Below are 25,810 nucleotides of genomic sequence, written 5' to 3'. Positions count from 1 at the left end.
ATTGGATGCTTTACGGCGTTCTTCGATCATGGCTTGCTTTTGATCGAAGATGCGGACACATCCGCTGCTCACGAGGGGTGGGACGCCGCAAGCCAACCCGTTCACTTCGACGTGGACTCGCTGTACCTCGCCGTGAGTCCGGCTGTCGATGGCCCCGTGACGGTATGCGCTTATAGGCAGGAGGCGCCAGAGGAAACCGTGGCAGATCTGAGGCTTTGTTTCGATGATGAGTTCGAATCGAAGTTCGGCGTAATTAGGCTACGCGATTCCGATGATGTAATATCCCTTACGGCGCACGAGCAGCGCGGGATGCGTCGCCTTCGGGTCTTCGTGGATGAACCTGGTTGGACTAGCCGCGCGGTGGTAGTAATTAGCTGAACAACGTCAACTGCAACGCTATTCGGCCTGAGTTCGAACGTTGCGTTCGTAAATGCAGCGCAGCGGAGTGGTGCCACTGCTATGAGTGTTGGCGCCACTCCGCTGTGCGCCGAGGGGCGTGCTTGTGCGCACGGGTTGCTGTCAGATAGTTCGCGCATATGCAAGCGCATGAATTTAATGCTTGTTCGATCGCGACGGTGCCGGGACTGTCCGGTGGCGCGGCGCGTAGCGGTGCGGCGTCGATCGCCGGATGGGTCGCGGTGGCTGCTCGGTGAGGCGATCGTCACGATCTGGCTGTCCCGATGGTCGTTCTCGCCGCGTTGCTGCATTCCGGGTGTCTTTTGGGATCGGTGGTCTGTTGCGTGGGCGCGTGCGCGCGGGGCCGGAACGGCTGTAGCGCGTGCGCGTGCGTCCTCTGAGTGTAGGTCCGAAGCTCGCCAGTCGACCGGCCATTGCTCCTGCTGCTGCCAGCATCAGTCCCGGGTGGCCTGTCTGCCTTTGCGGGCTGCTTCCTCCACGCGGAGCAGGTTGTCGATGATGGTGGCGATCCCCTCCTGTGCTGCGGGGGAGAGCTTGGTGATGGAACGGGCCATGACCCGTACCCGGCGGCTGTGCTCTTCGGGTTCTTCCTGGTCGCCGAGGAGGTAGCCGGCGGGCACGTTGAAGAACTGGGCCAGGGCGCGGAGCGTGGATGCCTTCGGGTTGATCCGTGGAGCGCGCAGCAGATTACGGATGCCTTCGGCGGTGATGCGGTGACCTGCCTGGGTGAGCGCCCGCGCGACCTCGGCCTCTGTGTAGGGGGCGCGGCCATCCTGGCTGCCCTCGAAGAGGCTGCGGAGTCTTGTCTGGATCAGTGCGGAGGCGTGGTCCTCTGCCTGGTCGGCTGGGTTGTCGGTCATGGCGTCCCTCCCACTTCCAACTACAGTTGGCTGAATCGCGGACTGTAGTTGACGCCCTACTAAGACGCGTGTTTAGATCGCGTTGTCGCTCCGGCAACTGCGGTTCGCTTCGAAGTGAAGTGCAGTTGGTTGGAGCGTAGCGGATCGGACTGACCCTATCCAGGCCAAGTCCGATCCACGGGAGGCGGCACCCGAGGGGGGTGTTGCTCCCAGGGCCGCTCGCCCGGACGGCGTCCACGTCGGGGCGGGCAACGGGGGCCGGTCGCGTCGAGCCAAGTCGACCGGCCGGTGCCACGCAGCACGCCTTGAGGGCGGGGTCGTGCTGCGTTCGCTGGGTGAGCGGCCCCATCCCGCCCCCACTGCCGCCCGGGTGCAAGTGGCAGAAGGGGATCGACCGCAGGCAACGAGCCTGCGGGGCGGTCTTCCATCCCGACGAGGCCGTGGCCATGACCAATCCGCTATGAGGTGAGGTGAGTCCATCGTGAGTGCTCGCGAAATCCCGCGTGAATTCGGTGCGGGCACTCGAGTAGAAGCGCTGTGGAGCAGGGCGGCTGCCCTGCAGGCTGGCTGCCCGCTGGTCAGCGTCTCATCGGCCGACGGCGGGGTGGGGCGCTCCACGCTTGTGGTGGCGCTCGGTGGGTTGCTGGCGCTTGCGGTGCCTGGGCCGGTGGTGGCTGTTGATGCGACCGTTCGCGCCTGGGGCGGCGTGGAGCATCGGGTGGTACGGCGCAGCCCCGCAACCGTGTGGGACGCCGTACTTGCCGGGACAGCGCTGGCCGACAGGGGGGTCGCGGAGCGCCTGATGCAGGGCGGTCCAACCGGACTGCGGGTGCTGGTGGGGGAGAGCAGGCTGACCACGCAGCGGCGGCCGCCGAACTGGCCGGAGCTGCTCGGCGTGATCGGTCATCTCCGCATGACGTCGAAGCTGATGCTGCTGGATCTGCCCACCGCGGATACCGCGCCGACCTGGCGAGTCCTGAGCTGGGCGACGGTGCCTGTCCTGGTGTCCCGCGCAACGGTGGACGCCGTGCAGCACACCCTGCGGCTGCTGGCCCATATGCGGGCGGCGGGTGTGGAACGGGTGGCCGATGGCGCGCTGGTGGTGGTCATGGCGACCTCGCCGAGCACCGCCCGGGAGGTGCGGGCGGTCGAACAGTTGGCGAAGCGGGCCGGAATCGACCTGGTGCGGGTGCCGTACGACCCGGTGCTCGCGCGTCCGGACGCACTCGATCCCCGCTCACTGAGCAAGGCCACCCGGTCGGCGTTGACCGAGGTGGCGGCGATGGCGATCGACCGGTGCCCGGTCACCGACTCGTCGGGCGCTTCCTTGACCTGATCTGTCGCATTCCACGGGGAGGACAAACGATGCTGGTGCATTGGCTGGCAGCCGCGATGACCGTCCGGGCGCCGGGGATGACGGCGCTACTTGCGCCGTCACCCACGCCCACGCCTACGCCGTCCGGTGAGGGCTTCGACTTCAGCCGGATCAGTCCGGACCCGGCGGCAGTGCCACGGGCGGACCTGTTCTACAAGTTGGCCAACGCCGCGCTCTTCCTCGGGGTGGTGTCTGCGGTGGCAGGGCTTGCCGCCGGCGCGATCGCATTCGGTATCGGGCCGATCTTCGGCGCGCACATCATCAGTGACCGCGGCAAGTCGATGATGTGGAAGGCCGGGCTCGTTGCGATCGTGGTCGGCTCCGCCACCTCCATCATCGCGTTCCTGCTTTCCGAAATCTAGGGCTGCGGGCATGGAGGGGAGGACGTTCGCGCTGACGAGCGGCACGGTGACGACCGGGCGTTTGCGGGTGGTGGCAGGCATTGGGGCGATGGCGATACTGCTCATCGGCCCGCTCCTCGTCCCGGGGCAGGCGGTGGCCGCCCCGACTCCGGTGCCGGCCTCACCGGTGGTGCCGTGTCCGGCACCCGAAGGCGGACAGCCCGGCGGTCCCAGGGAAGCCGAGACGCTGCCGCAGGTGGGTTGGTGCCTGCCGTGGGCGCGGTGGCAGGCCGGCGACGGCTGGGTGACCACCTGCAGTACGGCCACCACCGTCGTCGACCAGGAGCGCTGCGATGCGGTGTCGATGACGGTGCAGTCACCGCCCCCCGACGGAACTCCGTCCGTACTCGACGAGGTGATACCGGCGTCCGGCGAGCAGCCGGTGCGCTGTGAACGCTTCACCGCGCGCGCAACGGAGGACGAGGCGAACGCCGTGCGTTGGCTGGCGAAGCGGGATCGCTGCGAGTCGCTGAGGACGTCGCTGCTGCCGTACTCGTCGTTGCAGGCGACGCAGGGTTGCCAGGTGCTGGATGTGGCCTGTCAGGTGGGCACTCAGGTCAAGGGGGCCGCCCGGAGCGGCTTCGAGGGGCTGGCCGACGTCGCGGTCGCCGGCTTCGCCTGGGCGCTGGGCAAGCTCGCCGAGATCGTATTCGAGCAGTCCACGACCACTGTGGACGAGCCGTTCTACGGCGTCTACAACGACATCAGCGGCGTCCTGATCGTCATGGTGCTGCTGGTGTTCGTCATCTCGACCGCCATCAACGGACTCCGGATCGGTGGGCCGGGGCCGCTGTCCACGCTGGGTGGGCTGGTCCGGGCCATGTTCGGCATCGCCTTCGCCGGTGGCATCGCCTACCTGCTCATGGCGGCGTGGGACGAGGCGACGATCGCGTTGATCGACCGGAACCAGCAGCGGGACTGGCAGCCCGGGGTATGGGTGGACGCGCTCACCGCGCTCACCCTCGACACCGGCACCGTTCTGCTCGCCTTCCTGGTGGCCGTCATCGGGGTGATCGGCCTGGTGCTCGTGTTCGTGATGCTGCTGTTCCGGTCGCTCCTGGCCGCCGGAGCGGCGCTGTTCGGCGCGATGGCAATGACGGGGCAGGTGATGGCCGAGACGCGCTCGTGGGGACGGAAGTGGTTCTGGACCTGCAACGCCCTCGCCAGTTCGAAGTTCTTCATCGCCGCGTTGTGGATCTACGGCACCCGCACCGCGTATGAGAGCGACAACGTCCTCAACGTGCTGCGAGGGCTGTTCATCATCGTCCTGATGGTGCTCGCGCCGTGGATCCTGCTGCGGTTGACGAGTATGTGGGACGGCTACCTCGCCGACGTCGACGCCCGGGGTTTCCTGACGTCGACCGCCGCTGCGGTGGGAGTGGACGCCGCCGCGCGCCGCCTGTCCGATCCGCTGAGCGGCGGTAGCGGGGACGTGGATGCGGCGTCGCTGATGCAGGGCAACTCCGACGCCATCCCGACCAGCCCGGGTGACGGCTCCGGTCTGCTCGGAAAGAGTGCCGGCACGACCGTCGAGGCGGTGGCGGCGATGCATGGCTCTGGCGACAGCGATCAGTTCGGTGAACCCGCTACCGACGTGGCTGCCGACCGCAGCGGCGGTGAGAACGCCGAGGAAGCCGACGGAGTGGAACGGGACGCCCGTACCGCCCAGGGGGACATGGTGCAGGGTCAACTCACCCTGCCGGGGGACACCACGGGTCAACAGGGCGCGCTGCCGCTGACACCGCAGGCACCCCCATCCGGACCAGCGATGGCCACCGGGGCGGGCGGAGACGGCGCCCCGGCCGAGGGCGGGTCGCCGACGGGCAACCCGGTCGGTGCGCCGAGCCCGGCCGATCCCGCGCTGCCCCCGGAGACCGATCCCGATGCTGCCGGTGCCCCTGGATCGGCCGGCGGTGAACCTGCGGGTGGTGCAGGGGGATCGGGCGGAGCTGGCGGTGCCGCTGCGGCCGGTGGAGCCGCCGAGATCCCGATCGTGCCGGTGTAGACGAGGAGAGGACGACATGACGCAGTTCCACTTCCCGCCGCGTTCCACCCGCGGCTCGATCCTCGGCTTCAGCTGGGGGCAGATCGGCACCGCGGTGGCCGGCGTGATCTGTCTGGTCGTCGCCGCGAACCTGCTGGCGGTGGGGCGGCCGGGTGCGGCGGCCGGCCTGCTGTCGGCTGCGGTGCTGCTGCTGACGTGGGGTCTGCTGCGGGTCCGGGGCCGCCGACTCACCGAATGGACCCCCATCGTCATCGGGGCGCTGCTGCAACGGGCAACCCGGCAGGACCGGTACCGCGGCGGGGTGCTCACCGCTACCCCGGGCACGCAGCACCTGCAACTGCCCGGTCCGGCCGCCGGCTACCGGTGGCTGTCGGCGGTGGCGGCGGACGGAATGACCGAGGTGGGCCTGCTGCACCACCGGCGGGAAGGCACCGTGACCGCCGCGCTGGCCTGCGCGGGCGGCAACCTCGTCCTCGCCGACACCTCCGTGCAGCACCAACGGCTGACGTCGTGGGCCGACGTGTTGAACCTGCTGGGCACCGAGTACGCCGACAGCGGTCTGGCACGCTGGTCACTGACGGCCAGGGCGGTACCGGACGTCAGCAACCGGGCACAGCGATACCTGGCGCGGCAGGGCACGGGCACCGACACGTCGGCGTACCGGTCGCTGGCGGAGCTGACCGCAGCGGCGGCTCCGGGAGCGCAACGGCACGAGGTGTTCCTGACGGTCGTCTTCGACGTCAGGAAGCTGTCGGCCGAGGTTTCGGACGCGGGCGGGACGGATGCGGCGATCGCCACGGTCGTGCTGGACCGGCTGACCGGCATCCGCGCCGCAGTACGCGAAGCCGGGATCGAGACCAACGGCTGGCTGACGCCCCGGACGTATGCGGCGGTGCTGCGTGGCCAGTTCGATCCCGATGACACCGAGGCGGAGGTCGCACCGCACACGGCAGGGCCGATCGCCGCACAGGCGGTCGGGTGGTCGTCGTACCGCCACGACTCCGGATACTCGCAGACCCTGTGGGTGTACGAGATGCCCCGCCAGCCGGTCCCGATGACGTGGATGACGCCGCTGTTCACCCGCACCGTCGGCCGGCGGGCGGTGACCACCGTCGCGGAACCGGTGCCGGCGCAGCTCGCGCAGTTGGCGACCCGACGGGACAAGGTCGCCCGCGCCGGTGACGAGGTCACGAAACGCCGGATGCGGCTGGTGCGTACCGCTCGGGAGGACGAGGAGGCCCGCGCAGTCGAGCAGGTCGATCGGGAACAGGCCGCAGGTCACGTCCGCTACCGGTACGCGACCCTGGTGACCGTCACCGCGGACAGCGCGGAGCAGCTGCGCCATGACGTACGAGCCGTCCGCCGGGTGCTCGGTCGGTGCGGATGCCAGGCAGTCGTCCTCTACGGCGAACAGGACCAGGCGTTCGTCGCCGGCGCGTTGCCGCTGGCTCGTGGCCTGAAGCCGCTGCGGGGGTGGTTCGCGTGACACCCCGGGTGGAACGGGAAGGGTCGTGGTCGCAACGCCTCGCGCAGGCCGCTGGTCGGCGGGACCTCGCGACGGCCCAGGCGGTGCTAGACCGTGAGCAGCGCACGACACGGAGACTGTCGGAACGGCTGCTGGGGCCGCCACCGGTCGACGGGCGAGGCGCCTACGGTCGGGCCGCCGGGAGGGTGTTCTGGCGGCTGCGTCTCCCACCACTGGTCACCACGAGCGCGCAGCTGTGCAGCGTCTTCCCGTTCGTGGCCGACCCGGGGCTGGGAGTGGACGGGCCGCTGATCGGGCAGGAGGTCTACTCCCGGGCCGCGTTCGTCTTCTCCATCCACGAGCTGTACCGGGCGGGGCAGCTCAGCGCCCCGAACATGGTGGTCACCGGGGAGATCGGCAGCGCGAAGTCGTCGCTGCTCAAGACCATCGCGTTCCGCGGTATCCCGTTCGGGGTCCGGTTCTACATCGTCGACGTCAAGGGCGAGTACGACACCCTCGCCACGGCGGCGGGCATCCGGCCGGTCCGGGTCGGTCCTGGCTCGGGGGTGGTCATGAACCCGCTGGCGGGAATCCGCCGGTTGCCGCGGCAGGGTGAGGCGGAGTGGTTGCAGATTCAGCGGGCCCGCCGGCTACTGCTGCTGGAAGGACTGTTGGAGATCCAACTCGGTGGCCCGCTGACCGAGGCGGAACGGTCCCTGGTCGAGTACTCGCTCGACGCGGTGACGCGGAGCGATGTCGGCACCAGCCCGCACCGACAACTCACCCCGACCCTGTCCCGGGTGCTGGCGGCGATGGGCGACCCGCAGCGGTGGGCACACCGGCTTGCCGGAGTGCACTACGACCTCGACCAGTTCACCGCCGACAGCCGCCGGGTGCGGTTGGCCCTGGAGCGGCTGATCACCGGTGTGCTCGGTGGGATCTTCGACGCGCCCGACGCAGCGACGCTGTCGGTGGACTTCGACCAACCGGGCGCGATCCTGGACCTCCGGGCGGTCCGCGCCTCGGACCAGATGACGGCGATGGCGATGACCTGCGCCCAGTCCTGGCTGGAGGCGGAACTGACCCGCCCCGACGCACCCCCACGGGTGTGCCTGTACGACGAGTTCGCGTTGGTCAGTCGACATCTGGGTCTGATGCGGCGGATGCGGGAACAGGTGAAGCTGGCCCGGGCGCTCGGCACGGCGAACATCCTGGCGTTCCACCGGTTCTCCGACCTCGCGGTCAGCGGTGGTGCCGACTCCGAGCAGGTACGCATCGCCCGGGGGCTCATCGAGGACACCGGGGTGCGGGTCTCGTACCGGCAGGCGCAGGGCTCCCTCGACGTGGCCCGCGAGTTCCTGGGCACGACCGACGTGGAGACCGACCTGCTCCTGCACCTCCGTCGGGGCGTGGGGCTGTGGAAGGTGGGGCTGCGCTCGTACGTCGTCAAACACCAACTCTCTTCGGTCGAACGCGACCTGGTGGACACCGACAGCCGGATGCGGCAGGAACCCGGTCGCGGAGAGCTGGCCGCGCCGGTGGGGCAGGTGCGGTGATGAGCGGCTCGCTCATGTCTCCCGGCCACCGGATGCCCCGGCGGGGAGTGGCCCGCGCCGACATCGTGGCCCGGCTCGCGTTGCTGGGCATCACCGGCCTGCTCGTCCTGCTGGGCACCGCAACGCTGTGGCTGGCCGGGCAGGTCGGTGGGCTCCTCACCCACGCGACCTGGCCGGACAGCACCCCCGCCGACGCGCCGGGCATCGCCGTGCGGATCGTCGCCCACCCGGGCGACCCCGCGCAGGCGTGGCCGTTCGCGGCCCGGGAGGCACTGCCGCCCACACCAGTGCTGTACGGGCTGTGGATCGTCCTGTCCACCGCCGCCATGGTCGGCGTTGCCGCGCCCACACTGCGCCTGGCACGGCAACGGATACGCCGCCGGGGCTTCGCCCGCCGCAGAGACCTCGACCGGTTGGTGACCGCCGACGCGGTACTGCGCCGGGTGGACGTCCTGCGGCCGGGCCTGACCCTCCGCGACGACGACCAGCCCGAGACCGTACGGGCGAAGACCCTTCGCCGCGTGGACCCGTTGGAGGTGGCCCGATTCCTCGGCAACGATGCGCTCACCGGTGAGCCGCTGTACCTCGCCAACGAGTACACCGAACTGCTCGCCGGGGCGGCCCGGTTCGCGAACAAGACCTCCCGCTACATGATTCCCCGGGTGGCCGACGCCCGTGGCGCGGTCATCTCCACCTCCACCCGTCTCGACGTCGCCGCAGCCACCTACGAGCTGCGGGCCGAGATCGGCCCGACCTGGATCTTCGAGCCGCAGGGCCAGGTGCCCGGGGTGCCCCGGTTGCGATGGTCACCGATCGAGGGCGCCGAGGATCCGGACATCGCGGCGCTCCGCGCGAAGGGCTTCGCCGCCGGTGCCGGTCTCAAGGGCGACGTCGAGAACGGCCAGTACTTCCAGGACCAGGCCGCAGCCATCATCCGTGGCCTGCTGCACGCCGCCGCTCTGGACGAGCACACGACGATGACGGACGTGGCGAGCTGGGCTGCCAACCCCAACGATCCTCGTGCCGAGCGGATCCTGCGCCACCATCAGCAGACGGTGTGGGCCGACCGGCTCGCCTTCCACCGGGAGTCCACCGGCCGCAGCCGCGACGCCATCCAGTCGGTGGTGTTCGGTGCCCTCGACCCGTTCAGCAATCCGCGTATCCTGCACGCCTGCTCGCCGCCGCGCGGTCAGCAGTTCCGGGTCGAGCAGTGGCTGGACGAGTGCGGCACGCTCTACCTCGTCGGGACGCGCAGCGGGCAGGCACTGATCGCGCCGTTGTTCGCCGCTGTAGCCGAGGACATCATCTACCGCACCCTGCAGCGGTCGTTCGTGGCACCGGGCGGTCGGGTGGAGCCCTGCCTCTACCTCGTCGGCGATGAGATCACCAACATCGCGCCGCTGCCCTCGCTCCCTGCGCTGGCCTCCGAGGGTGGTGGCGCCGGCATCGCCCTGTCGATCTCGTGCCAGAACACCCACCAACTGGAGGAACGCTGGGGACGGGCCGGCGGCCAGGCCCTCCGCGACGGCGCGAACGCCCGCTTCGTCATGGGCGGCACCCAGGACGTGTCGGCACTCAAGGACGCACAGTCGCTGCTCGGGCAGGTGCAGGAGCTGTCATCGGCGGCCTCTTGGGGCGGCGGACGGGCATCGGTGCAGGAGAACACCCGGCGGGAGAACCTCGTCGACCTCGCCGAGCTGCGCAACCTACCCACCGGGCACGCCCTGGTGCTGCTGGGCAACATGCCGCCGGTCGAGGTGGTGCAACCGGCCTGGTGGGAACGGCCGGACGCAGACCGGTTCCACCTCGGCCAGGCCACCTTCACCGCCCGGCTGAGCGGAGCCCGCTGATGTCGGATCGCACCTTCCTGTTCGAACTGTCGGAGCAGGCGTCACCGCCGCAACGCGCGGTCGCCGAGCTGGCCGAACTGATCGACACCGTACGCGCCGCGGTGGACCGGCTCGCCGAGGCGCACGTATCACTGAGCGAACGCGTCGACGTCCTCGACGCCCCCACCGGGTGGACGCCGGCCCGCTACTGCTGGCGGGACCTGAGCCGCGACGACGCCCGGGACCTGTGGACATGGTTGACGGCATGGACGACCTGGCTGGTCGACCGCTACGGCGTCGCCCAAGACCTCGGCAACTGCTGGCCGGCGCACCCAGCGCTGGTGGAAGAGCTGACGGCGTTGTCGGTGTCCTGGCACCACGCCTACTCCCCGCGCGCCGACCCCGAGGGTCCGCTGCGCTGGCACGAAGCCCTGCACCGTGCCCGGCACCGCTGGCAGCAGTGGGACACCACCCGATGTCGCCACGGCCAGCACACCCCACCCAACCCCGACAGCGTGTGGGCGCAGCCCTGGCCCGAGGCAGCCGAACGCGCCGTCGATGACGACGTGAACGCACGGCACACGGAGGTCGACTCGCGACAGGAGGCCAGCCAATGACACACCCCGCCGAAGTCACCAGCGTGTGGGACTGGCAACGGTTCGAGACCGCGATGGCCGGACTGCGCGCCGGGGTCGACACCCTCGACGACTTCATCGCCGGCATCCACGAGGTACGCGACAACTGGCGTGCCGACCAGCAGGAGGAGAGGCAGCAATGGACGGACCTGGACGTACTGACGCGGCGGGAGACGGAACTGGACTGGGCCAGCGACGGGTACCTCGACGGCGACTACACCCGCGACGTCGACGAGTGACCACCGCGACCTCGTTCGACGGACCACTGGACTCGATCAGCGCCAACCTCACCCGACTCCGCGGTGACATCGGTGTCCTCGTCGAGACCGCGACCCGGCATCCGACCGCACAGCGGCACGCCGTGCTGGTCGACGTGCACCACCAGCTACGTCTGCTCGGGCAGCGGGTGAACGCCGCGCTCGGTGCCCCGGACGAGGACCGGCCGAAGGAGGCGACGTGACACGACATCCCACCCTCGGCAGCGTGATGGTGCTCGCCGTCTTCATGTCGGTCGGCTGCACCCGCGCCACGCCGACCCCGCCGACCCCCGCAGGCACGACGGCGCCCCAGATCGCCTCGCCGACCGACCCAGACGGAGTTGGGCCGACGGGCCCGGCCGACGCAGACCCGGATGCGGTGGCGGCCGCCGTCGGCTTCGTCGCCCGGTGGGCACGTCCGCAGCTGAACGCGTCCGACTGGCTGGCCGCCCTGCGCCCACGTGCCGTGCCCGCCTATGCGGCGCTACTCGCCACGGTCGACCCGGCCAACGTCCCCGCCACCAAGGTCACCGGTCGCGGTCAGGTCGTCGCGGCAACCCCGACCCACGCAGCGGTAGACGTCCCCACCGACAACGAGGTTCTGCGGGTGGTCTGCATACGTGACGGCCGACAGTGGCTGATCGCCACCGTCGGCGTACGCGAGGAGGCCACCGCACGGTGAACGGTCGACGGATCGGTGTCGGTGTCGTGGCGGTGCTGCTGGCGTTGACGTGTGGCCTGCCGCTGGCGGCGGTGCTCATCGAAGCCCCGGCCGCCGCGTGCCCCACGAGGCTGTCGCCGACGCCGGTCGGTGCCATGGGCACCCACGACGCTGTGGGTCGCTGGGCCGGGGAGCAGGTCGCCAACGCCGGTCGGATCGTGGCAGTCGGCCAGCAGCGGGGAGTGCCCGCTCGCGGTTGGGTCATCGCGGTCGCCACGGCGATGGTCGAGTCACGCCTACGGAACCTTCGCGGCGGAGACCGTGACTCGCTCGGGCTGTTCCAGCAGCGACCCAGCCAGGGATGGGGCACCCCCGCGCAGATCCTCGACCCGGCATACGCCGCGACCAGGTTCTACGACAAGCTGCTCCAGGTCGACGGATGGCAGCAACTCCCGTTGACCGTCGCCGCGCAGCGGGTCCAGGTGTCCGCCTTCCCCGACCGGTACGGCGAGTTCGAGCACGAGGCCGAACAGGTCGTCGCCGCAGTGGCCGGGGTCGCCTCGATCGGTGAACTGCCCGGAGCGAGCCTCGCGCGCTGCGATGGCCCGGTCTCCGTCGCGCCATCGGGCTGGACCCCGCCCCTGCGGGCCGAGGTCGGCAGCGGGTACGGGCCGCGTGGTGGACGCCTGCACGCCGGAGTCGACCTGTCGGTGCCGCGCAACACCGTCATCCTCGCCGCAGCGTCCGGCCGGGTCATCTGGGCCGGCTGCGACCCGAGCACCGGCAACTGCAACATCGACGGCAGTCCAAACACCCGCGGCTGTGGCTGGTACGTCGACCTGATCCACGCCGACGGCTACGGCACCCGCTACTGCCACCTGGTCCGACGCCCCGACGTCTCCGAGGGCGACACCGTGCAGGCCGGCCAGCCGATCGGCCTGGTCGGCACCAGCGGCCACTCGTCCGGCCCGCACCTGCACTTCCAAACCCATGAACACGCCTGCACCGCCGATGGCGGCTGCGACCTGGACAACAGCAACTCCGTCGACCCAGTCCCGTTCATGGCGACGCGCGGCGCCCCATTGGGGACCAAGACGACCTGACCTTTCGACGTCAACAACACGGGGGACACATGTGTGAGGAGACCGGGAAGCCACAGCGACCCGTACCGCAACCACCGCCGCGCGACCGGGGCGGACGCGTCGGCCGCCGCCGTCACCGCCTGCCGATCCGCCGGCCGAGGTGGCTGCGATGAGCGCCGACACCAACCGGCGGCCCCGCCGGGTCGCCGGCGTCTACCGACCACCGGCCAACAGGGCACCAGGACCACCACCACGACCGGGCCCGCTGGCCCAACTGGTACGCGCGGCCAACACCATCCGCGCGCAGCTCGAACGCACCGTGCTGCGCGCCGACGGCATGACCTGGACCGCCTATGACGTGCTCGTGCTCGTCTGCGCCCGTCGCGCGGTGGACACCCGCACCACTGCCGCCGAGGTCGGCATCGCCAAGGCCACGCTCACCAGCGTCCTGGTGACCCTGGTTGATCGCGGTCTGGTCCGCAGGGATCTACACGAGCACGACCGACGCCGGGTGATCCTGCGTCCCACCCAGGCCGGCATGGATCTGGCGCGTCAGATCCAGCATCGGGTCGACGCCGAACAGGCCCGACTGTTCGGCGGCCCCGGCCTGCCCCCGGGAGACAGCCTGGCACGGGTCCTACGCACGGTAGCGGTCCGTTCCCAACAACGTGCCGCCGCCGACACATCCCCGGCCAGCTGATCCGAACGCTCCTTGAGAAGTCGATCAGGTCACCACGCAGGGCACGAAGTGCCCTCTACCCGGTCGCCCAGCCGGAGGCGACCGACGCTCCCACCCATCGCTGGGGCACGCGGGCGGAGGGCCGTGACCGTCGCCGTTCGCCGGCGCCTTCGCGGCCCGCGCTCCGCACCCGCATGCCCATTCATCGACGAGGAGTCCGCATGTCCGCGACCGTACGATCCACCGCACCGCCACTTCCTGCCTCGCCGACAGCCGGCTGGCGGCTCGGTCTCCTGTACGGTCCGGCTGTCTACGGGGTCAGCGCCGCCGCCGTCGCGCTGCCCGCCGCCGCCCAGGGCCTCCAGGCCGACCCGGCAGCAGCCGTATGGATCCTGGCCATCCACGCCCTGGGGCTCGGGGTTGGCGCTGCGGTCGCCGGCCGCGCCACCGACATCTGGGGTACGCGCAGCGTGCTCGCGGTCGGCGCGGTGCTTCTCGTCATCGGCACGGCGGTCTGTGCCGTCGCGCCCGCGCTGCTCGTGGTGATCGGTGGGCGGGCACTGCTGGCCGCAGGTTCCGGGGCGATGACCGCGACCGCGCTCGCCCTTGCCGCCGGGGCACCAGATGCCATCCGGCCGAGGGTGCTCACCCACCTCGGGACGGTGATGACGCTGTTCTCCGCCACCGCGCCGCTCGCCGGGTCACTCGCCTTGGCCGCCGGATGGCGCGTCGCCTTGGTGCTACCAGCGCTGTCCGTGGTCGCGATTCCGATGTGCTGGATCCATACTCGGTCAGGGGACCGGCAGGAGTCGGGTGACGTGGACTGGACGGGCGCGCTGCTTCTGACGCTCGTCGCCTCCGGACTGCTGCTGGTGCTGGAGTCGGCGACCGCTCCGATGGCCCGTCCGGTCATCCCTATCCTGCTGGCGGCAACGTGCGCTGGCGGGTTGCTGCTGGTCGTACACACCAAGCGGCATCCCACAGGGTTCCTCCCGGCGGTGGTGATCCGTGACCGGCGTTTCTGGCGCTGCGGGTTCGTCGGCGCGGGTGTGTACGGCGGCCTGTTCGCGGCCGTCTACGCCGTCCCGCAACTACTGACCGGCCTTGGACACACCGTGGAGGCCGTGGGTGTGCTGCTCCTACCTGGGGCCGTCGCGGGAGTGGTCGTCGCTCGTGTGGCCGCTGCCGCCGGCCGTCGTCTGCCGCCGCAGCAGGTGCTGGCTTCGGTAGCAGCTCTGTTCAGCGTCGCAGTGCTGCTCGCAGCGACGGACCGGCGGCCGGTGACACTGGTTGGTGCCGCGAGCGCGGGATTCGCGGCGTTCGCGGTGGCCCAGATGACTCTGACCACCGCCATCTCTCAGTTAACCGACGTCAGTGTGCGTGGTGCTGCCCTGGGCTTGGCGAACCTGACCTTCTTCCTTGGTGGCGCACTCGGATCGGCGGCCTGCGCAGCGCTCTGGACCCCGTGGGGCCTGCCGGCCGCGTTCGCCGCGACCGCCGCCCTGCCGGCACTGGCTGCTGTCGCGATGTGGCGCCTGCGTCATTGAGTGGAGGTCTCCGATCCTCAAGCCGCTCTCATCAAGCTCTCCGCCTCCACGACGAAGTGACCGGCGCGGTTCGCCTTCGATGTCGACGCGTGCGCCGGGTTGCTGCGTCGCGTACGCCCGGAGGTCGTGGTTTGCCAACCAGGTCGAGGCCGCGTCGGGCGTGCGGGCGGCGATGTTGGAGGCCGGCAGAGAAGCGCTTCTGGCCGGCTACTCGAGGTGTACGGCGATGGCAACCGGCTCCACGCTGTATACGGTGCGCGAGCGAGGCCTGGAACGGGTGGCCCACGTTCTGTAGCGCCCCACAGGGATTTGATTGTGACCAGCATCACGCAATTGGTCGACAACCTTGTCGTTGTCACGCAGTGTGACTAGTCCGCTGCTCTAAGCGAGCAACCGCCTGGGTGATGTTGACTCTGAACTACGACCACCGTCGATGCCAGCCATGCCCACACTCGCTGAAGCAGTAGCCGGGCAGCGGAAATTGTCGATTCTCTGATACCAAGGTCACGCACGGGTGGCTGCGGTGATTGGGCACCGCAGCCACCGTATCCGCGCGAAGCCCGCCCCTTTCCACAAGGAGGACCTATGCGGTTCCGAGTAAGTCTACGTGCTGCTGTGGTGGTAGCCGGTATGGCGATAGCCGCCGGCATGTCGCCAGCCGCCGCCCATGCCGCCGCGCCCACCACACAGGCTGACCCGGCCTCCACCTACATCGTCACGCCGATGAAGCGCGTTGGCGTCGACCACAAGATCGCCAAGGCCAACGGCTACGAGGTACGCGTCGACGACAAAGGTGTCGAGTACGCCGTGAAGAAGGGCGAGATCACCACGCTTAACAAAGTTCCCGGTGAATGTGGAAGCTCGTTCGTGTACTTCAACGCCGTCGACACGAGCAAGCATTACACGTCCATCTACACCGGCTACTCCATCAACAGCGGCTGGCCCGGAGCGATCTACACGAACTGGGCTGTCGGCGTGATCGACGACTACGGGTCGAGCACCAAGACCTGGAACGACCCGTCCACGCCGACGCACTTCTGGGCGAAGACCAAGGGATTCACCTCCAGCGGGCCCGGTTACGCGTACGCCGACGTTCTCCTGGGTAGCATCGCCACTCTCTCCAACGGCACTATCTGCTATTCCCACGGCCCCTCCGCCAGCGCGTACCTGTAACCACGCGAGGCGCGGCAGCGGGTAGGCTGCGGCACGAGACCACGGACAGGTGAGGGAGCCTCCACCATGGCGCACGTCCCGGAACAGTCAGGTCAGCATGACCCTAGCGGAGGGCCGGTATCGCCCACGCCAGAGGAGATCTACGACTGGCTCGGGGTCCGGTTCGCCATGCTGGAGGCCCCCCACTGCGGTGCCCACACGGTCGGTTGGCACGGGGAGACCACCAATGCCGACGTGCACGGTGTGGCCCGCGACCTAGGCCGGCCACGACCCGTCGAGGTCCGCATCGGCCACGAGCTCGACCACGACACCACCGTCGACGTCACCACACTCCGCGACGACACAGGTGGCGCCTCAGTAACACACCACCTTTGGGCAACCCTGATCAACTACCAGCTCGCACTGGCGGGACGCCGAGGCACGCCCCCCTGGGGCAGCGGCCCGCCACCACCGCAGTACATCGACCGACTCGACACCAACAACCCACCCGAGCCCATCGGAATCCGCACACTCTCTGTGGACGGCAACGAGGGCATTAAGTGGGTTTACCTCGCCTGCTCGGACATGACCACTGGGACTCCACTGGCCGCCTGCGGAGGCCATGTTGGCACCTCGTTGGTCATGGTCACTGGACCGCAGCACGCCGTCATGAACGCGAAACTGCGCATGTTGCCCCAGCCCGGCCAGCTCGCCGACACCTGACGCGGCCCGCCGTTGCTGGCACCACGCCGCCAGCGGGAAACCCAAGGATTGCACCGCCGATACCGTGCTCAAAAGCAACGCTACATTGCGAAGAACGCTCCTGAGTAAAGCTAGGAGGTGTCTGTCATCTGACGGGGCGAACTCGTTATCCGTCCGGCGGCGTGCCTGGGAATCATGGCTCCGTCCCGATACGGCAGCGGGCAGTTGGTTAAGGGTAGCCACATCGGCGGTGGTGACAGGTTTGGGGGTGTTTAATTTCGCGGCCGAAACGTGAATCCCTCGTCTCTGGTTCGAGCACGAAATGAGCGTTCAGTCAGTCGACGTCTGTCTCGGCGCTTTGGGGATCGATAGTGATGCGCTGCAGTGCGTCATGCGCGTGCTGACGGAGGTATTCAGGCACGGGCCTGCTGTGAAGTGCTGGGCGGGTGTCGTGGACAGCCTGGACGCGGGCCATGGTGGCAGATACCGCACCGGCGAGATGACTGTTGCGACTGACAGCACGCCGGGCTTGCTCAGCAGCGGCAGCAAGCCCGGCGTACCGCGTCGGGAGGGCCCCGGCGTACCAGCGCTTCCATACGGCGTGGTCAGACTCAACGTTGGTTGCCCGTCGGCTGAGGTCCAGAATCTGACGATCGATAGCGGCGAGCTCCCCTTCCAGGCGGCCTACCTGGATTGCGACCGTCGTGGCGTAGGCGCTCAGACTTCGCTGGGCCGCAAGCCTTCGAGTGCGCGGCGTGCCGCGATGCCACCAGCGCGGCTGCAACCGTCGGATGTGGCTGCCAGCAGAGCCATGGTTCTGCTCAGCGGTGACGAGGTGCTGCGCGAGTTCGTAGCGGTGGCGTTGGGCATCGACGAGTGCGCGGTGACTGTCGCGTAGTTCATCTCCGACGTAGGCCGGCGCTGCACGGTCAGCGGCGCGCAGCGCCGTGACGAGACGGGTGAGTTCAGAGTCGGGTGCGGTGGTGAGTCGCCCGGCGAGGGTGGCGGCGCCGAGGACGAGCCGGGCGCGGTGCCAGGCGTTCCAGCGGGTGATGTCGTTGCTGGGTGGTTCGGGGCCGATGGGATGTGCGTTGCTGAGTCGGTAGGTGTCGCGGTAGGCGGCGACGACGCCCGCCCGGGTGAGCCATTGGCGTCGGCCGGCGTCGTCGGCGGGGATGTCGCCGAGAGCGAGACTCCAGGCGGGGCGAGTCTCGGCGGTGAGGTGGGCGAGAGCTTCAACGCGGCGATCGCAGATTACGGCTACCTGGCGTAGCGCATCGCCGATGTCGCCGCTTAGACCGTCGGGAAGACGTTCGGTGTGGGTACGCCACTGGTCGGCGTGCTCGGCGATGGTGGGGTCGGCGGTGGTGTGCCGCATGAGATGGTCGAGCCGCCAGCACAGGACGGCGGCGATGTCGTCGGCGGTGTCCAGTTCGCGCATACGCAGGACCCGGCGGAGCAGGTCGTGGGGCTCGTGGCCGGCCGTGGCATACGTGGTGAGCTTGCTGATGAGTGCCGGCAGCGCGAGGTCGCGGCTGAGTCGGTCGGCGAGCGCGGGGCCGTGAAGCTGCCGGACGGTGGCGAGGTACGCGGGTATCTGGGCCCGTGCGAGCAGGTCGTCGTAGACCGGGGTCCACCTGTGCAGCGCGTCGACGTCGGCCCAGAGCTGTTGTTCGGTTTCGGTGGCGGAGCGGTCCGGCAGCACCCGGCGCATGATGTCGGCGAGCACGGCGACGCGGGCGGTCGGCGGGGCGGGCGGTGTGCCCTCGCGCGGTTCATCGTCGGTGACGACGTACGCCTCGTTGAGCGCGCGGGCGCGGGTGAGCATGACGTAGACCCGGGCCAGTGAGGTGTTGTCGTCGATGAGCGCGCGGGCGGTGTCCACGGTCTGCCCTTGCGCCGAGTCGGCGGTCTGGGCGTAGGCAAGGTGGGTGTATCGGATGGTGTACGCGGCGGGTAGTGCGGCGGCGGTTCCGGTCAGGACGTTGGTGACGTGGAGTTGCCCGTCGCCGGTGATGGCGTCGATGCGCCACTGATCCCGGTTGGTGATGTAGCCGGGGCCGGCGGCGATCCGTCGGTCGTTGCGTCGGGTGACGATGATGTCCCCGACGCTGGCGGCGACTCCGTCGCGGAGGCGGACCGACGGGCCAGGTTGGACACGACCGGCGGCGATGAGCAGCGCCCGGGCGCGCTCCGCGACGGCGACGGCCTCGTCGTTGGTGTCCACGAGCATCATGCTGCTGTGGCCGGCGGTGACGTCGGCGAGCCAGCGGGGGAGCATCTGGTCGATGAGGTCACTGCGGTGTCCGCCGATCAGACGTCCGCGCTCGTCGTATTCGGCGAGGACGGTGGGGTCGCCGTGGCGTAGCCGCAGGGATGCCGGGCCTTCCCAGGGGTGGGTGAACCGGTGCACGTGGGTGAGGGAGCGGGTGACGCCAAGGGCGGCCAGGTAGCGCAGGAGCCCGCCGGGGCCGACGGCCGAGGTTTGCTGGGGGTCGCCGACGAGGATGAGCTTTCCGCGTACCTCATCGAGTTGGACCGTGAGGCGGGCCAGGTCGTGGCTGGAGACCTGCGACGCCTCGTCGATGATGACCCACTGTCCGGGGGCGAACCGCCAGTCGCGGGCCACCGATCCGGGTGGTGGCCGACGCTGGGCGTGGAACCACCGGGCGATGTTTTCCGTACGCAGGGTGGTGCCGTCGGGTTGGCGGGTGGCGTCGGCGAGGAGGTTCGCGGCGGACTGGCTGGTGGTGAGGCCGAGCACGGGTACGTCGGCGCCGGCTCCAGCGGCGACCACGGCCCGTTGCAGATGTGTCTTTCCGGTTCCGGCGGGGCCGATGACGCCGGTGACGCGGCGGTCGTCTCCGATGAGGAAGCGCAGAATCTCGGACTTCTCGTCGGTCAGTTCGGCCTGGTCGATGACGGCGTCGATGACCCTGGCCGGTACGGGGCGTGCACCTCGTTGCCGGGCGTAGGTGATGACCTGTTGCTCGGCGGCGAGGACGCTGCGGGTGGTGAGGTGAAGGTCCCGGTGTCGGGTGTATTCGCTGTGCCGGTCACTGCCGCGTTGCAGGGCCGGTCCCCACTGCACGAGTGCCGGCGGGGTGAGGACCCGCAGGCCGGTGCTCTGCTCGGTGATGGCGGCGACGACGAGGCGTTGGACCCGTCGCCAGTCGTCGGCGGGCGACTCGTCGGTCGTGATATCGAGAACCCTGCCGATGGCCAGTTCGAGGTGGTCGAGGGTGAAGACGGCACGCTCTCGGCTGAGGGTGTGCACGGCGCGGGCGACGGCCATTCGGTCGTCGGCGCGGACGGCGGCGGCGAGGACCCGCGCGCGGTGAGCGGGCGGTACGCCCAGCCGTACGGCGGCGTCGTGCAGCATCGCCTCATCGACTGCGTCCGGGGCATCCGCGGTACGTCGGGCCAGTTGGAGGACGCGGGTAGCGCTCACGGCGGTCGTGTCGCGGGCCCGGCCGGCAAGGAGTCGGCGGACCTGACCCGTGGTGTCCAGGCCATGTCTGCGGTCTTCGGCGCGCCACCGGCGTACGGCGTCGTCGGTCGACTCTGCGCCCTTGTGCGGTCGGCGGGTGCGCAGGGTGGCATCCTGCGCCCGGGTCCGCCAGCGGCGGGAGGACATCCGGTGTTGCGGGTTCGCCTGCCGGCGGATCGCCTGGGTGATGGCGGTGCGGCGCTTGGCGTAGTGGCGGATGGACTCGTCGCTGATGCCGACGATCTCCCGGATGCCGGAGTCGGGGCGGGCTGCGAACGTGATCCCGCGTCGTCGGTGTAGCTCGACCTCGATCGCGCGTTCGTAGGCGACACGGGCGCCGATCGCTGCCTGGTAGAAGGCACGACCGTCGAGCGCGAGCCATTGGGTCGTCCCGTCGTGGGAGTGGGCGAGAACCTTGGCACTGACCACGATGTGCGCGTGTAGTTGTGGGTCGCGTTCACGGCTGAGTCGGTGGTCGAAGACCATGGCGGCCAGGCCGGCGGTGTCGAGCTGGCGTACGCCACCAGCCCCGGCCCGGGCGTAGGCGCCGTGCCGTTCCAGGTGGTCGAGCACCATGCGGACGCCGGCGTGGTGCGCCGCCATGACGTCCCGTTTGACTTCGGCGTCGCCGAAGGCCCAGAGCAGCGACACGCTGTTGACCGGTGACACGGTGACGTCGAAGGCGGACACCGCCCGGCGTTCCGGCGCGGTCATGGCGTCGTGCCACACCTTGTCGCGTTGTTCGATTGTCGCGTCGTCCGGGAGAGCCAGGAGCGCGCGCTGGGCAGCGGCAGCCCGGGTCGCGTCGGTCTGCGGTGCGTAGGTGCGCCACCGCTGCCCCAGTTGGTAGCCGGATCGAGGGTGACGGCCCTGACCGACGAGGAACCGCATCTGCTTTTCAACAACTGGGCCGCTCATGCCCAGCACGGCGGCACCGTCACCGGCCCACCAGCCGGGGCTCTCGCCGCGGGCGGTCGGGTCCACGTAGTAGGGGGTCGGCCCGTTGTCGGTGGGGGTGCGCATGTCGTGCCGGCCGGCCGCGACCTGCTCCATCACGTACCGGTATCCGCTGCCGGGCGAGATTCTCGTGATGGACAACATGCTGAAACCGTAGAAGATCAACTTCATTGCTGCGGAGAAGAATGCAAGAGGGTGTATCGCCTTGAGAACTGCAAAATGCGGTTGTTCGGTTGTTGTCGCAGGTGGCAGGCGGTGCGGATTGTCCGAGTAGGAATCGAGGGTGGCTCCTGGGATTACGGCTACATTCGAACGAATTGGCAGATTCCTGTGGTGGAGGCTGTGTTGTTGGCGATGAGTGGTCGTTACGGTCGTCGTATGGCGAGTAGAACGGGGAATGACGCGGTTCGTGTTCTTCGGGCGCGGCAGGAGGTGGAGCGGCGCGCGGTGCGGGCGGTCGAGCAGGCAGGGGCGGCGTTGGCGGACGTGGTGGAGCGGCGTCGTGAGCTGTTGGCGAGGCTCGACGAGGAGGTGCGTGAGGCGAGGGCGGCGCATGAGCTGTCGGTGGTGGTGTTGGCGACGGTGCTCCGTGACGACGGGTTGGCTGCTGAGTTGGCGGGTGTGGACGTGAGCAGGGTGCGGGCGTTGCGGCGTGGCTTTGACGGGAAGATGGTGCGGGAGCGGATCGCGCAGACGGGGGCGGTGGTGTCGCGACGTCGGGGCCGCGCTCCGGCGGAGGACGCTGGTCCACCCGTGGGTCCGGTGTCAGGTGGGGAGTCCTCCGCCGGTGCGGCGGTTGGTGGTTGACCGGCGTTCGGTCAGGTCATGTCGAGTCCGCATCCGGTGCACACCAGGACGGTGTGGTGGGCGAGCCAGCGGCTGGCCGTTTCGTCGGCGGTGCACTGCTCGGGGATGGCGGCGGGCCAGGGTCCTTCGATGACCCGCCTTCCCGGGTAGACCCATAGCCGTTGGTGCGTCCCGTGGTAGGCGACGGGTGCGCCGGGGATGGGGCTCGCGACGTTAAGCGTGTGCCGGTACCGCAGATCGGTTTCATCGGTGTGGGTGGTGACGATCGGCGGGAACTTGCGGTGGACGGTGGCCCGGTACTTGTCGAAGTCGGTGAACCGGGGCGAGCACATTTCTGCGCGGTCGAGGAGTGCGAGGGCTTCGAAGGGGAGTTCCTGGCGGTGGTGGTGGCAGGCCGCGTCGAGGTGTGCGGCGGCGCGGGCGTCGCGTTCGGTTTGGCGCTGGTCGCGTTGTTGGGCGGTGGTGCGGGGTGTGGTCAGGGTGTCGGGGTGGTCCTGGAGGTGTGCCGCGACGGCCTGCCAGATGGCCTTCCGGCCGTGCCGTGCGGTGAGGTCTTCCAGGTGTCCGTCGCTGAGGTAGCGGACGGTGTCGTTGATGGTGAGCCTCAGTGGCCCGGAGTGGTACGTGGCTGCCCAGTCCTGGCAGACGTGGGCGATGATGATGCGTTCGGCGGGGCGGAGAGCGCTCACGGCGAGGTCCTTTGCGTGTGAGGGAGAGTGGGATCGGCGGTATCCGTCGCGGGGACGCTGATCCGCGTTGCCCGGCCACAGCGCGCGGCCGGGCAACGCGGATCAGCGGCTTATCGGAAGCGCCGCCGGTCGTTGTCGGTGCGCGTGCTGAGGTCGGTCAGGTCTGGGTGGTATTCGCGGACGCCTCCGCCTGCCTGCTTGGCCGCGTACATGGCGGCGTCTGCCTGTGCCAGGAGTTCGGTTGTGGCACGGCGGCCGGGGCCGGCGGTGGCGAGGCCGATGCTGGCGTGGCAGTGGAATGGCTCCCAGCGCAGTGTGATCGTTGCGTTGGCGAGCGCGTTCGTGGCGGCCTGGGCGCAGTCGCGGGCGGCGTCGGCGTCACCGTTGATGATGATGAGGAACTCGTCTCCGCTCATCCGGCCGACAACGGTCCGGGGTGGCGCGGTGCGGGTCAGGGTGACGGCGACGTGGCGGAGGACGAAGTCTCCGGCGGCGTGGCCGTGTTCGTCGTTGATGGTCTTGAAACGGTCGAGGTCGAGCAGGAGCGCGGTGACCTGCTGGGTGGGGTTGCCGAGCAGGTGGTCGAGGTGGGCGAGCATGGCGCGGCGGTTGGGAAGGCCGGTCAGTTCGTCGTGGCGGGCTTCGTGGCGGGCGGCGGCCAGGTGGCCGCGTAGCCGCAGGGTGTACGCGATGAGCAGGAGGCAACAGCAGCTCGTACTGAACAGGAGTGCGAGAGTGGCCGATCTCGGCATGGACTACTCCCTTGGCTGGGGTGTGTGGTGTTGGTGCGGGGTTCGCCGTCCCGCAAAAATGGCTGTTTCTATACAGCAACCTTGGTCGGTTGGTTGCTGGGCTGGTGGGTGTCGTCGACCAGGTGTCACCGCGCGGGTGCCCGCTGCCGGGCCGGTGTGGTCGTCCAGCCACTCTGGGCGACCTTCGTTGGCGACGCGGTGTCCTCGGGGTGGAGGTTGGTCACCTGCGGGGCCCGGCGGTCGCAGTTGGTTCACCGCCGGGCTCCGCAGGTGGTGGTTCAGGTGGTCGGCTCTGTTATGGGCCGGACGCGGAGGACGTCGCCGGGCGCGATCCGTGCGGCCGGCTGTTGCGTGCGTAGGTCGACGATTGGGCGGTACGTCTTCGCCCAGAGCAGGTGCCACGGGTGTGCCGGGTGCCCGGCGCGGGCGCTGTCCGGGTCGCCGGAGGCGGTGGGGTCGCCTGCCTGGTCATCGCGGTATCGGGGCATCCTGCCGGCGAGCATCGGGCAGGCGGTGGCGCTGTAGGTGGCGCACTCGGGGTGCATCGGCGGTTCGGGGGCGATGAGACGGGCGATGTCGACGTCGCGCATGGCGAACACGAACGGTGAGTGGGTCGGCTGGCCGCAGATCTGGCAGCGTTGGTTGTGCAGGCATGCCATGAGGCGGTGGGCGTCGATCGCGCCGAACCGGTAGCGGCCGTCCGGCATCTGGACGGTGATCCACGGTACGACGAGTCCGCCGATCGTGGGCCGGTGTAGCAGGGCGAGCGGTTGCCGGCTGTCGGTGCCCTCGTGTCGGCTCGGCTCTGGACGTTCGGGCAGGTTGCCGGTGTGTTGCTGCGTCGGGCAGTGTGACGGCGGGGCAGTTCTGGTGTCTTCCGGGGTGGTGAAGAAGACGTGGTGGTTCGAGTGTCCCAGGCCCTCCCGGTCGCGATCCGCCTGCAACGTGGCGTGCAGGTCGTCGGGGATGTGGGCGTACGGGCGGACGGCTTCGATGATCACGGCTGGGTCGGTGACCTGCTCGGCTGCTCCGAGGTGCAGGGGCGTTGCGCCTTCGGCGGTCTCGTCGTCGATGTCGGGGTCCGTGACGACGGCGAAGTACGTGCGCAGCGGCCGGTCCCAGCCGACGGTCGCTTCGTGGCGCGCGAACTGCGGTAGGGGTGTGAGGTCGTGCCTGCTCATGAGCCCTCTTTCCTCGGGGTTGTGTGGGCGTCCGGAGGGGGTTCGCCGTCCCCTCCTGAACAACTATTACTATACACCATTGCGGGTCTGCTTGCCTCTGCCGGTGGGCTTTTTCAGATGGTCTTGATGTGCGGGTCCGCCGGTTGCGCCTCGGACGGTGCGTGGGTCGGCAGCTGATGCGCCCCCCACTTCTTTCGGCGGTGGGGGCGAGCTTGCTCGACCGTGGCGCGCGCAGTGGAGGTCAAGTTCGGGCACGGGGTTTCGAGGAAAGATCATGCGGGGTGTGCATGATGTTTCCGAGCCGCGACCGGACTTGACCGGAGCGAGCACGCCGCTAGCCTGTCCCGGCCCCACCGTTGGAAGGAGGGGTTTCGAACAGTGCGGCCGCAGGCCGCTTCCGGTTATACGGCCCGCCAGGGCCGTGGCGGTGAGGCCGGATGGCTGCGGCGCGTACCGGCGGATGGGTTTGTGACGGCGGTGTGCTCAGGCGCCGCGTTCGTCGAGCATGGTCCACAGGGTTTTCCGCCGCCAGCGGAGCCGGCGGCGTCCACTCGGCCCGGTGCTCTGCTCGTCGGCGAGGTCCAAGGCCTGCGGTGGGAGGGCGTTGGGGTGGCTGTAGCCGAGCACCCGGGCGGCTTCGGCTCGTCCGACGAGTTCGTCCGGGTCACCGGACCGATCGGGGTGCCCGGCGGGGGTGCCGGCTGGACGGCCCGCAGTCGCTCTGGTGCCTCCTCTATCGATGCGGCTCTCGGCGATGGTCCAGACGGTGCTGCGCTTCCAGCGCCTGCGGCTGCGCCCGCCGGGGGTCAGCGAAACGTCGTCGGCGCATTCCTTCAGCCGTAGCCACACCGGGTTGTTGCCGTGCAGGGCGCTGCGTTCCCGGTAGCCGAGGATCTGGGCTGCCGTGGCGGCGTCCACCAGTTCGTCGGGGTCGCCGGAGCGGTCGATGCTGGCCTGGGCGCTTCGGGTGACCTGCTCCGCCGGGGGCCGGTACCGGGTGATGTCGCTGCGGTGCCACGAGTGGCCGTCCGCGCGGGACGGGAAGCCGGTGGTGGAGCGATCGTGGTACAGCCGGTCGAGGCGGCTGACGGAGATGCCGAGGATCGCTGCTGCTTCGGCCCGGTTGACGAGATCGGGGTCGGGGGAGCGGGTGGGCATGAGGTGATGATGCCGCACGCGCCGCGTGGTGGACCGGATGGCCGGGTGCCGGGTGGGTTGGCGGGTCACGTTGAGCAAGCGTGAGCAGGCGCTGTCGTACGATGGCGGGCACGTGTCCGGCGGTGATGGCTCTTGGGGCCTGTGTGGCGTCGG

Annotated in this window: 22 protein-coding genes; 16 read left to right on the top strand and 6 right to left on the bottom strand. The window is 69.6% G+C overall.

Annotation, left to right across the window (positions count from 1 at the left end):
- Nucleotides 1-851: 851 nt before the first annotated feature.
- A complete protein-coding gene (locus ACN268_RS11365; RefSeq protein WP_421483157.1) occupies nt 852-1,277 on the bottom strand; it encodes a hypothetical protein in 426 nt (141 codons plus the stop codon).
- A 481-nt stretch (nt 1,278-1,758) separates the two neighbouring features.
- Between ACN268_RS11365 and ACN268_RS11360 the strand changes: the two genes are divergently transcribed.
- From ACN268_RS11360 to ACN268_RS11290, 15 genes are all read left to right on the top strand, one after another.
- A complete protein-coding gene (locus tag ACN268_RS11360) occupies nt 1,759-2,613 on the top strand; it encodes a MinD/ParA family ATP-binding protein (RefSeq protein WP_421483155.1) in 855 nt (284 codons plus the stop codon).
- A gap of 29 nt (nt 2,614-2,642) precedes the next feature.
- Nucleotides 2,643-3,014, top strand: a complete 372-nt coding sequence (locus ACN268_RS11355; protein WP_421483154.1) for a hypothetical protein — start codon at nt 2,643-2,645, stop codon at nt 3,012-3,014.
- A 10-nt stretch (nt 3,015-3,024) separates the two neighbouring features.
- The gene (locus ACN268_RS11350) at nt 3,025-5,058 is read left to right on the top strand and encodes a hypothetical protein (protein WP_421483153.1); all 2,034 of its coding nucleotides are present in this window, start codon (nt 3,025-3,027) and stop codon (nt 5,056-5,058) included.
- Nucleotides 5,059-5,074: 16 nt separating this feature from the next.
- Nucleotides 5,075-6,544 (top strand): SCO6880 family protein, encoded by a 1,470-nt coding sequence (locus tag ACN268_RS11345; RefSeq protein ID WP_421483152.1) that lies wholly within the window; start codon nt 5,075-5,077, stop codon nt 6,542-6,544.
- 185 nt (nt 6,545-6,729) lie between these two features.
- On the top strand, nt 6,730-8,079 hold the full coding sequence (locus tag ACN268_RS11340; RefSeq protein WP_421483151.1) for a hypothetical protein: 1,350 nt from the start codon (nt 6,730-6,732) through the stop codon (nt 8,077-8,079).
- Entirely contained in the window at nt 8,079-9,929 is a 1,851-nt protein-coding gene (locus ACN268_RS11335) for a type IV secretory system conjugative DNA transfer family protein (RefSeq protein ID WP_421483150.1), read from the top strand. Before ACN268_RS11340 ends, ACN268_RS11335 begins: the two co-directional genes overlap by 1 nt.
- Nucleotides 9,929-10,525 (top strand): hypothetical protein, encoded by a 597-nt coding sequence (locus ACN268_RS11330; protein WP_421483149.1) that lies wholly within the window; start codon nt 9,929-9,931, stop codon nt 10,523-10,525. The genes ACN268_RS11335 and ACN268_RS11330 overlap by 1 nt, the downstream gene beginning before the upstream one ends.
- Nucleotides 10,522-10,782: a hypothetical protein gene (locus ACN268_RS11325; protein WP_421483148.1), complete on the top strand. Its 261-nt coding sequence runs from the start codon at nt 10,522-10,524 to the stop codon at nt 10,780-10,782. Before ACN268_RS11330 ends, ACN268_RS11325 begins: the two co-directional genes overlap by 4 nt.
- A complete protein-coding gene (locus ACN268_RS11320) occupies nt 10,779-11,003 on the top strand; it encodes a hypothetical protein (RefSeq protein WP_421483147.1) in 225 nt (74 codons plus the stop codon). The genes ACN268_RS11325 and ACN268_RS11320 overlap by 4 nt, the downstream gene beginning before the upstream one ends.
- Complete coding sequence (locus ACN268_RS11315; protein WP_421483145.1) at nt 11,000-11,482, top strand: hypothetical protein; 483 nt, start codon at nt 11,000-11,002, stop codon at nt 11,480-11,482. Before ACN268_RS11320 ends, ACN268_RS11315 begins: the two co-directional genes overlap by 4 nt.
- Nucleotides 11,479-12,564 carry a M23 family metallopeptidase gene (locus ACN268_RS11310; protein WP_421483144.1) on the top strand — a complete coding sequence of 362 codons (1,086 nt, stop codon included), beginning with the start codon at nt 11,479-11,481 and terminating at the stop codon, nt 12,562-12,564. The genes ACN268_RS11315 and ACN268_RS11310 overlap by 4 nt, the downstream gene beginning before the upstream one ends.
- 148 nt (nt 12,565-12,712) lie before the next feature.
- Nucleotides 12,713-13,243 carry a MarR family winged helix-turn-helix transcriptional regulator gene (locus ACN268_RS11305; protein WP_421483143.1) on the top strand — a complete coding sequence of 177 codons (531 nt, stop codon included), beginning with the start codon at nt 12,713-12,715 and terminating at the stop codon, nt 13,241-13,243.
- 200 nt (nt 13,244-13,443) lie between these two features.
- A complete protein-coding gene (locus ACN268_RS11300; protein ID WP_421483142.1) occupies nt 13,444-14,769 on the top strand; it encodes an MFS transporter in 1,326 nt (441 codons plus the stop codon).
- A 585-nt stretch (nt 14,770-15,354) separates the two neighbouring features.
- Nucleotides 15,355-15,942: a hypothetical protein gene (locus tag ACN268_RS11295; protein ID WP_421483141.1), complete on the top strand. Its 588-nt coding sequence runs from the start codon at nt 15,355-15,357 to the stop codon at nt 15,940-15,942.
- A 66-nt stretch (nt 15,943-16,008) separates the two neighbouring features.
- Nucleotides 16,009-16,644 carry a hypothetical protein gene (locus tag ACN268_RS11290; RefSeq protein ID WP_421483140.1) on the top strand — a complete coding sequence of 212 codons (636 nt, stop codon included), beginning with the start codon at nt 16,009-16,011 and terminating at the stop codon, nt 16,642-16,644.
- Nucleotides 16,645-16,957: 313 nt separating this feature from the next.
- Here the strand turns inward: ACN268_RS11290 and mobF are convergent, their stop codons facing one another.
- Nucleotides 16,958-21,241 carry a MobF family relaxase gene (mobF, locus tag ACN268_RS11285; RefSeq protein ID WP_421483139.1) on the bottom strand — a complete coding sequence of 1,428 codons (4,284 nt, stop codon included), beginning with the start codon at nt 21,239-21,241 and terminating at the stop codon, nt 16,958-16,960.
- A 207-nt stretch (nt 21,242-21,448) separates the two neighbouring features.
- Here mobF and ACN268_RS11280 point away from each other — a divergent pair, with 207 nt between their 5' ends.
- A complete protein-coding gene (locus ACN268_RS11280; protein ID WP_421483138.1) occupies nt 21,449-21,877 on the top strand; it encodes a hypothetical protein in 429 nt (142 codons plus the stop codon).
- An 11-nt stretch (nt 21,878-21,888) separates the two neighbouring features.
- Here the strand turns inward: ACN268_RS11280 and ACN268_RS11275 are convergent, their stop codons facing one another.
- The 4 genes from ACN268_RS11275 to ACN268_RS11260 all read right to left on the bottom strand — a co-directional run bounded on the left by ACN268_RS11275 (nt 21,889) and on the right by ACN268_RS11260 (nt 25,657).
- Nucleotides 21,889-22,566: a hypothetical protein gene (locus tag ACN268_RS11275; RefSeq protein WP_421483137.1), complete on the bottom strand. Its 678-nt coding sequence runs from the start codon at nt 22,564-22,566 to the stop codon at nt 21,889-21,891.
- Between the two features lie 110 nt (nt 22,567-22,676).
- Nucleotides 22,677-23,318 carry a GGDEF domain-containing protein gene (locus tag ACN268_RS11270; RefSeq protein WP_421483135.1) on the bottom strand — a complete coding sequence of 214 codons (642 nt, stop codon included), beginning with the start codon at nt 23,316-23,318 and terminating at the stop codon, nt 22,677-22,679.
- A 278-nt stretch (nt 23,319-23,596) separates the two neighbouring features.
- On the bottom strand, nt 23,597-24,499 hold the full coding sequence (locus ACN268_RS11265) for a hypothetical protein (protein ID WP_421483134.1): 903 nt from the start codon (nt 24,497-24,499) through the stop codon (nt 23,597-23,599).
- Nucleotides 24,500-24,982: 483 nt separating this feature from the next.
- Complete coding sequence (locus ACN268_RS11260) at nt 24,983-25,657, bottom strand: hypothetical protein (protein WP_421483133.1); 675 nt, start codon at nt 25,655-25,657, stop codon at nt 24,983-24,985.
- Between the last annotated feature and the right edge of the window lie 153 nt (nt 25,658-25,810).

The organism is Micromonospora sp. WMMD735 (assembly GCF_049178995.1).
GTDB classification, from domain to species: domain Bacteria; phylum Actinomycetota; class Actinomycetes; order Mycobacteriales; family Micromonosporaceae; genus Micromonospora; species Micromonospora wenchangensis.
Note: the sequence above shows the minus strand (reverse complement) of the source record. Positions and strands in the feature narration are given on the sequence as shown.

Coding starts and splice junctions, on each gene's coding strand:
- ACN268_RS11295 (WP_421483141.1), top strand. CDS start 15,355: ATGCGGTTCCGAGTAAGTCTACGTGCTGCTGTGGTGGTAGCCGGTATG.
- ACN268_RS11355 (WP_421483154.1), top strand. CDS start 2,643: ATGCTGGTGCATTGGCTGGCAGCCGCGATGACCGTCCGGGCGCCGGGG.
- ACN268_RS11345 (WP_421483152.1), top strand. CDS start 5,075: ATGACGCAGTTCCACTTCCCGCCGCGTTCCACCCGCGGCTCGATCCTC.
- ACN268_RS11265 (WP_421483134.1), bottom strand. CDS start 24,499: ATGAGCAGGCACGACCTCACACCCCTACCGCAGTTCGCGCGCCACGAA.
- ACN268_RS11365 (WP_421483157.1), bottom strand. CDS start 1,277: ATGACCGACAACCCAGCCGACCAGGCAGAGGACCACGCCTCCGCACTG.
- ACN268_RS11270 (WP_421483135.1), bottom strand. CDS start 23,318: ATGCCGAGATCGGCCACTCTCGCACTCCTGTTCAGTACGAGCTGCTGT.
- mobF (WP_421483139.1), bottom strand. CDS start 21,241: ATGAAGTTGATCTTCTACGGTTTCAGCATGTTGTCCATCACGAGAATC.
- ACN268_RS11335 (WP_421483150.1), top strand. CDS start 8,079: ATGAGCGGCTCGCTCATGTCTCCCGGCCACCGGATGCCCCGGCGGGGA.
- ACN268_RS11290 (WP_421483140.1), top strand. CDS start 16,009: ATGGCGCACGTCCCGGAACAGTCAGGTCAGCATGACCCTAGCGGAGGG.
- ACN268_RS11330 (WP_421483149.1), top strand. CDS start 9,929: ATGTCGGATCGCACCTTCCTGTTCGAACTGTCGGAGCAGGCGTCACCG.
- ACN268_RS11325 (WP_421483148.1), top strand. CDS start 10,522: ATGACACACCCCGCCGAAGTCACCAGCGTGTGGGACTGGCAACGGTTC.
- ACN268_RS11305 (WP_421483143.1), top strand. CDS start 12,713: ATGAGCGCCGACACCAACCGGCGGCCCCGCCGGGTCGCCGGCGTCTAC.
- ACN268_RS11300 (WP_421483142.1), top strand. CDS start 13,444: ATGTCCGCGACCGTACGATCCACCGCACCGCCACTTCCTGCCTCGCCG.
- ACN268_RS11280 (WP_421483138.1), top strand. CDS start 21,449: ATGGCGAGTAGAACGGGGAATGACGCGGTTCGTGTTCTTCGGGCGCGG.
- ACN268_RS11260 (WP_421483133.1), bottom strand. CDS start 25,657: ATGCCCACCCGCTCCCCCGACCCCGATCTCGTCAACCGGGCCGAAGCA.
- ACN268_RS11350 (WP_421483153.1), top strand. CDS start 3,025: ATGGAGGGGAGGACGTTCGCGCTGACGAGCGGCACGGTGACGACCGGG.